This is a genomic window from Mesorhizobium sp. M7A.F.Ca.MR.362.00.0.0 (genome assembly GCF_004023175.1).
Taxonomy (GTDB): Bacteria; Pseudomonadota; Alphaproteobacteria; order Rhizobiales; family Rhizobiaceae; genus Mesorhizobium.
Genome location: NZ_RZTF01000173.1, coordinates 7,494 through 12,552, shown reverse-complemented (window position 1 = coordinate 12,552; position 5,059 = coordinate 7,494). Strand labels below are relative to the sequence as shown.

The 5,059-nt window shown below is 64.3% G+C and carries 5 protein-coding genes; all 5 read left to right on the top strand.

Translation table 11 applies throughout. The features are described from left to right. The coding region (locus EOC06_RS20465) for a potassium/proton antiporter (protein WP_128308632.1) at positions 1-988 on the top strand (988 nt) is incomplete at its 5' end. Positions 989-1,135: 147 nt separating this feature from the next. Then, on the top strand, positions 1,136-2,332 hold the full coding sequence (pgk, locus tag EOC06_RS20460; protein WP_127322155.1) for a phosphoglycerate kinase: 1,197 nt from the start codon (positions 1,136-1,138) through the stop codon (positions 2,330-2,332). 134 nt (positions 2,333-2,466) lie between these two features. Then, the gene (locus EOC06_RS20455; protein ID WP_128308631.1) at positions 2,467-3,492 is read left to right on the top strand and encodes a class I fructose-bisphosphate aldolase; all 1,026 of its coding nucleotides are present in this window, start codon (positions 2,467-2,469) and stop codon (positions 3,490-3,492) included. A 166-nt stretch (positions 3,493-3,658) separates the two neighbouring features. Further along, positions 3,659-4,399: a thioredoxin family protein gene (locus EOC06_RS20450; RefSeq protein ID WP_127271085.1), complete on the top strand. Its 741-nt coding sequence runs from the start codon at positions 3,659-3,661 to the stop codon at positions 4,397-4,399. 62 nt (positions 4,400-4,461) lie between these two features. Then, the coding region (locus tag EOC06_RS20445; RefSeq protein ID WP_245469849.1) for an SGNH/GDSL hydrolase family protein at positions 4,462-5,059 on the top strand (598 nt) is incomplete at its 3' end.

Genomic DNA, 5,059 nt, shown 5'->3' with positions numbered 1-5,059 from the left:
GATCATGGTGCCGGCGGTGCTGCTCGGCCTGTTCCTGATGTTCATCGCCCGTCCGATCGCGGTCTGGCTCTGCCTGATCCCGTTCCGTCTGCCGCGCCCCGAGGTCGCCTTCGTCTCCTGGGTCGGCCTGCGCGGCGCGGTGTCGATCCTGCTCGCCATCACCCCGCTGCTGGGCGGGCTGGAAAACGGCCGTGTCATCTTCAACACCGCCTTCATCATCGTACTCGTGTCGCTGGTCATCCAGGGCTGGACAGTCGGACCGCTGGCGCGCCGCCTCGGTCTGATCGTGCCGGCACGGCTCGGACCGCTGGACAAGGTCGAGCTGGAACTGCCGGGCTCGGCCCATCACGAGCTTCTTGCCTATCGCGTTGCACACGGCAGCCCGGTGGCGCGCGGCGAGCGCATCCCACGCTGGGCGCGACCCTCGCTGGTGTTGCGCGACGGCCGCTCGATGCGCTTCCAGGACATGGGCCGGCTCGCCGCCGGCGACCAGGTCTACATTTTCGTGCCGGACCGCTATCCGCGCCTGCTCGACAAGCTGTTCGCGAGCCGTGCAGTGGTCGATCCCGAGGATGCCGATTTCTTCGGTGCCTTCGCCGTCGACCCCGCGCGCTCCGCCGCTGAACTGGAAGCGGCCTATACGCCAGGCCTGACCGAAGCGGAGCAAAAGCTCACCGTTGGCGCGCTGGTCACGGCGCGGCTCGGCGGCCATGCCGAATACGCCGACCGCGTCCTGCTCGGCCCGATAGAACTGATCGTCCGCGACGTCGACGACAAGGGCAAGATCATAGGCCTCGGCCTCTCGTTCGAGCCGACCGCGCCGGTGGCGCGGGTGCCGGTCTTCCTCAGCGCCGGCGAAATCGGCGATCGTCTTTCCGCCTTCATCCGCAACTGGCGCAAGCCGACCGAGACGCAGGAGGCCGAGGCGCGGGCGGACGAAAAGCAGGCCCCGGAGCCAGCGCCGGAAAAGGCAGCAACCGAAAGCTGACAAACCCGCTATTGAGCGCTGCCATTCATCCGCCCCGCCGGTGTAAGATCGTGCCCACTTCAAAATTTCGGTTCGAGCGCGCCCTAAGCCTTGCATCGACACCGATGCGGGGTATGGTCCCCCGGTTTTTCGCGAAAGGAACCCCGCATGGCCGCCTTCAAGACACTCGACGATATCGGCAACATCAGCGGCAAGCGTGTGCTGGTGCGCGTCGACCTCAACGTGCCTGTCACTGAGGGCAAAGTCACCGACACCACCCGCATCGAACGCATCGCGCCGACCATCGCCGAGCTGTCAGGCAAGGGTGCCAAGGTCATCCTGCTCGCCCATTTCGGCCGACCCAAGGATGGCCCCTCGCCCGAATTCTCGCTGGAACCGATCGCCAAGGCGACAGCCGACGTGCTCGGCCGCCCCGTCGGTTTCGCCTCGGATTGCGTCGGCGACACGGCCGGAAGCGCTGTCGCCGCCATGAACAAGGGCGACGTGCTGCTGCTCGAAAACACCCGCTTCTACAAGGCCGAGGAGAAGAACGATCCGGCCTTCACGGAAAAACTCGCCGCCAATGGCGATATCTTCGTCAACGACGCCTTCTCGGCCGCGCACCGCGCGCATTCTTCGACGGAGGGGCTGGCGCATCTGTTGCCGGCTTTTGCCGGCCGCACCATGCAAGCCGAGCTTGAGGCGCTGGAGAAGGGCCTGGGAAAACCGGTTCGTCCGGTCGTCGCCATTGTCGGCGGCGCCAAAGTCTCGACCAAGATCGATCTGTTGATGAACCTGGTGAAGAAGGTCGATGCCCTCGTCATCGGTGGCGGGATGGCCAACACCTTTCTTGCCGCGCGTGGCACCAATGTCGGCAAATCGCTGTGCGAGCATGATCTCGCCGCGACCGCCAAGCAGATCATGATCGAGGCGGCCGAGGCCGGCTGCGCCATCATCCTGCCGGTCGACGGCGTCGTCGCCAAGGAGTTCAAGGCGGGCGCGGAATGCGAGACCGTCGCCATATCGGACGTGCCGGCCGACGGCATGATCCTCGATGTCGGCGCCAAAACCGTGACGGCCATCGGCGAATGGATCGACCGCGCCGCGACACTGGTCTGGAACGGCCCGCTCGGCGCCTTCGAGATCGCGCCCTTCGATCATGCGACGGTAGCGGCTGCCAGGCACGCGGCGTCGCGCACCAAGGAAGGCAGGCTGGTCTCGGTCGCAGGCGGTGGCGATACGGTCGCGGCGCTCAACCATGCCGGCGTCGCCGACGACTTCACCTATGTCTCGACCGCCGGCGGCGCTTTCCTGGAATGGATGGAAGGCAAGCCGCTGCCCGGTGTCGATGTGCTGAAGCGCTGAGGCTCCGCGGCGATCAACACTCGGAGAGCAAACAAGGCTGCCCGAGGCTTTCAATCGATTCGAGCTTTCCGATGCCATTCCTTTGGCGGTAGACTTCCGTTAAGCGCGGAACAACCGTTTCAGGAGAAGCAACAATGAGCGAACGTCTCGAAGACATTGCCGCCGCGATCGTCGCCGATGGCAAGGGCCTGCTGGCCGCCGACGAAAGTTCGGGCACCATCAAGAAGCGCTTCGACGTCATCGGCGTCGAATCGACAGCCGACAGCCGCCGCGACTACCGCGAGATGATGTTCCGCACCAGGGAGGCGATGACCCGCTACATCTCCGGCGTCATCCTCTATGACGAGACGATCCGCCAGAAGGCCGCCGACGGCACGCCGCTGGTCGACATCATCAAGTCGGCCGGCGCCATCCCCGGCATCAAGGTCGACGCCGGCGCCAAGCCGCTGGCCAGATTTCCCGGCGATACCATCACCGAAGGCCTCGATGGCCTGCGCGAGCGCCTTGCCGACTACTACAAGCTCGGCGCCCGCTTCGCCAAATGGCGCGCGGTGATCGACATCGATATCGCCAAAGGCGTGCCTTCGGGGACCTCGATCGGCTCGAACGCGCACGCACTCGCCCGCTATGCAGCCCTTTGCCAGGAGGCCGGCATTGTGCCGATCGTCGAACCGGAAGTGCTGATGGATGGCGCCCACGATATCGACACCTGCTACGACATCTCGAAGGCAACGCTGATCAAGCTTTATGACGAGCTCCATGCGGCGCGCGTCGTGCTGGAAGGCACCATCCTGAAACCGAACATGGTGCTGGCCGGCAGGAAGTCGGGCAAGGTGAGCAGCCCCGAAGAAGTCGCCGAAAAGACCATAAAACTGTTCCGCGAAACCGTGCCGGCAGCGGTGCCGGGCATTGCCTTCCTCTCCGGCGGCCAGGAGGACGAGGAGGCGACCGCCAACCTCAACGCCATCAACGCCATCGGGCCGCACCCGTGGAAGCTGACCTTCTCCTATGGCCGCGCACTGCAGGCCGCGCCACAGAAAGCCTGGAGCGGCAAGGCCTCGAACGTTGCCGCCGGCCAGGCCGCCTTCACCCATCGCGCCCACATGAACCATCTGGCAGCGCTCGGAAAATGGAAGGCGAGCCTGGAACAGGCCGCCTGATCACAGTCCTTTCTTCCTCCTTCGAACCCGGGCCGATGCGCCCGGGTTTTTTTGTTTGTGACTTGCCGGGCTTGGGGCGGAGCCTCTCCGTCCTTATTTCCTCTCGGGCGATGTCGGGTTGTGCTCATCCCGAACGTCCTTGGAATGACACTTCAGGGAGAGGTTCATGCATCGCAACAAGATCGTTTCGCGCGAAGACTGGTTCCAGGCGCACAAGGCGCATCTGGCGCGCGAGAAGGAACTGACGCGGCTCCGCGAGCGGATAGCGGCTGAGCGACGTGAATTGCCCTGGCTGAAGATCCGGAAGGACTATGTCTTCGAAACCGGGCAAGGGCCGAAGAGACTGGCCGACCTGTTTGCCGGCAACAGCCAGCTGATCGTCTATCACTTCATGTTCGGGCCGGGCTGCGTCAGTCATTGCGAGGGCTGCTCATTCCTTGCAGATCATATCGACGGCGCCAATCAGCATCTGCGGCATCACGACGTGTCGCTGGTCGTGGTTTCGCGCGCTCCACTGGCGGAACTTCTGCCTTACAAGCAGCGCATGGGCTGGAAGTTCGACTGGGTGTCGTCCTATGCCTCGGATTTCAACTTCGACATGCAGGTCTCCTTCACCGACAAGCAGATCGCCGCGGGCGACACCACCTACAATTTCGAGACCCGTCCACGAACATCGAAGGAGCTTCCCGGCACCAGCGTTTTCTACCGGGACGAGGCCGGCGACATCTTCCTCACCTTCATGTCGCGCGCCCGCGGCGGCGAGGCGCAGATCGGCGCCTACAACTATCTCGACATGACGCCGAAGGGCCGCAACGAGAACGGCCCCTATCACGGACTGATGGATTGGGTGCGGCTGCACGATGAATATCAGGGCAAGCAAGCGGGGCAGGCGAGTTGCTGCGATTGAAGAGCGTTCCCGTCGACCAAAACATGCGCTAAGGCTGCCGCTGATCGTTTAACGGTACTGCTATGCGCTTCCCGTCCCTACTCACCTGGCTCGCCTTCCCGGTCTATATCTGGCAAGGCCTCGGCGTGCGACGCCGCACCACGCGCATGCTGCCGGCGCAAGGGCCGGTCATGCACGAAATATCAGGCAAGGCGCCTGATATCTCGCTTCTGGTGCTGGGCGATTCGTCCGCCGCGTCGGTCGGCATAGGCAATTCGGAACATGGGCTTGCCGCGCAACTCGCCGTGCTGATTTCACAAAGCACAGGCCGCACCGTGCGCTGGCGGGCGGCCGGCTTCAATTCGGCAACGTCGGGCCAGATACGCGACCATGTCCTGCCCAATCTGTCGGCCGAACCGTGGACGCATATCGTGTTGGCCATCGGCACCAACGACACCAAGAATTTTCACTCCGTGCCGCGCTTCAAGAAGGAGTTCGGCGGCCTGCTCTACGGCCTGCGCGCCAAATGGCCGGAAGCACGCGTGGTGTGGTCGCCGGTGCTGGAGTTCACCCGGGCGCCGGCCATGCCGCCGCTGCTCGGAAAAATCCTTGAGATTCGCGCCACCGACATGAACCGGATGGGCGAACGCCTTTGCCTGGAGCGCGGCGCGGTGCCGGCGC

Excerpts from the sequence above, each read along its gene's own strand:
- pgk (WP_127322155.1), top strand. The coding sequence starts at position 1,136 with ATGGCCGCCTTCAAGACACTCGACGATATCGGCAACATCAGCGGCAAG.
- EOC06_RS20455 (WP_128308631.1), top strand. The coding sequence starts at position 2,467 with ATGAGCGAACGTCTCGAAGACATTGCCGCCGCGATCGTCGCCGATGGC.
- EOC06_RS20450 (WP_127271085.1), top strand. The coding sequence starts at position 3,659 with ATGCATCGCAACAAGATCGTTTCGCGCGAAGACTGGTTCCAGGCGCAC.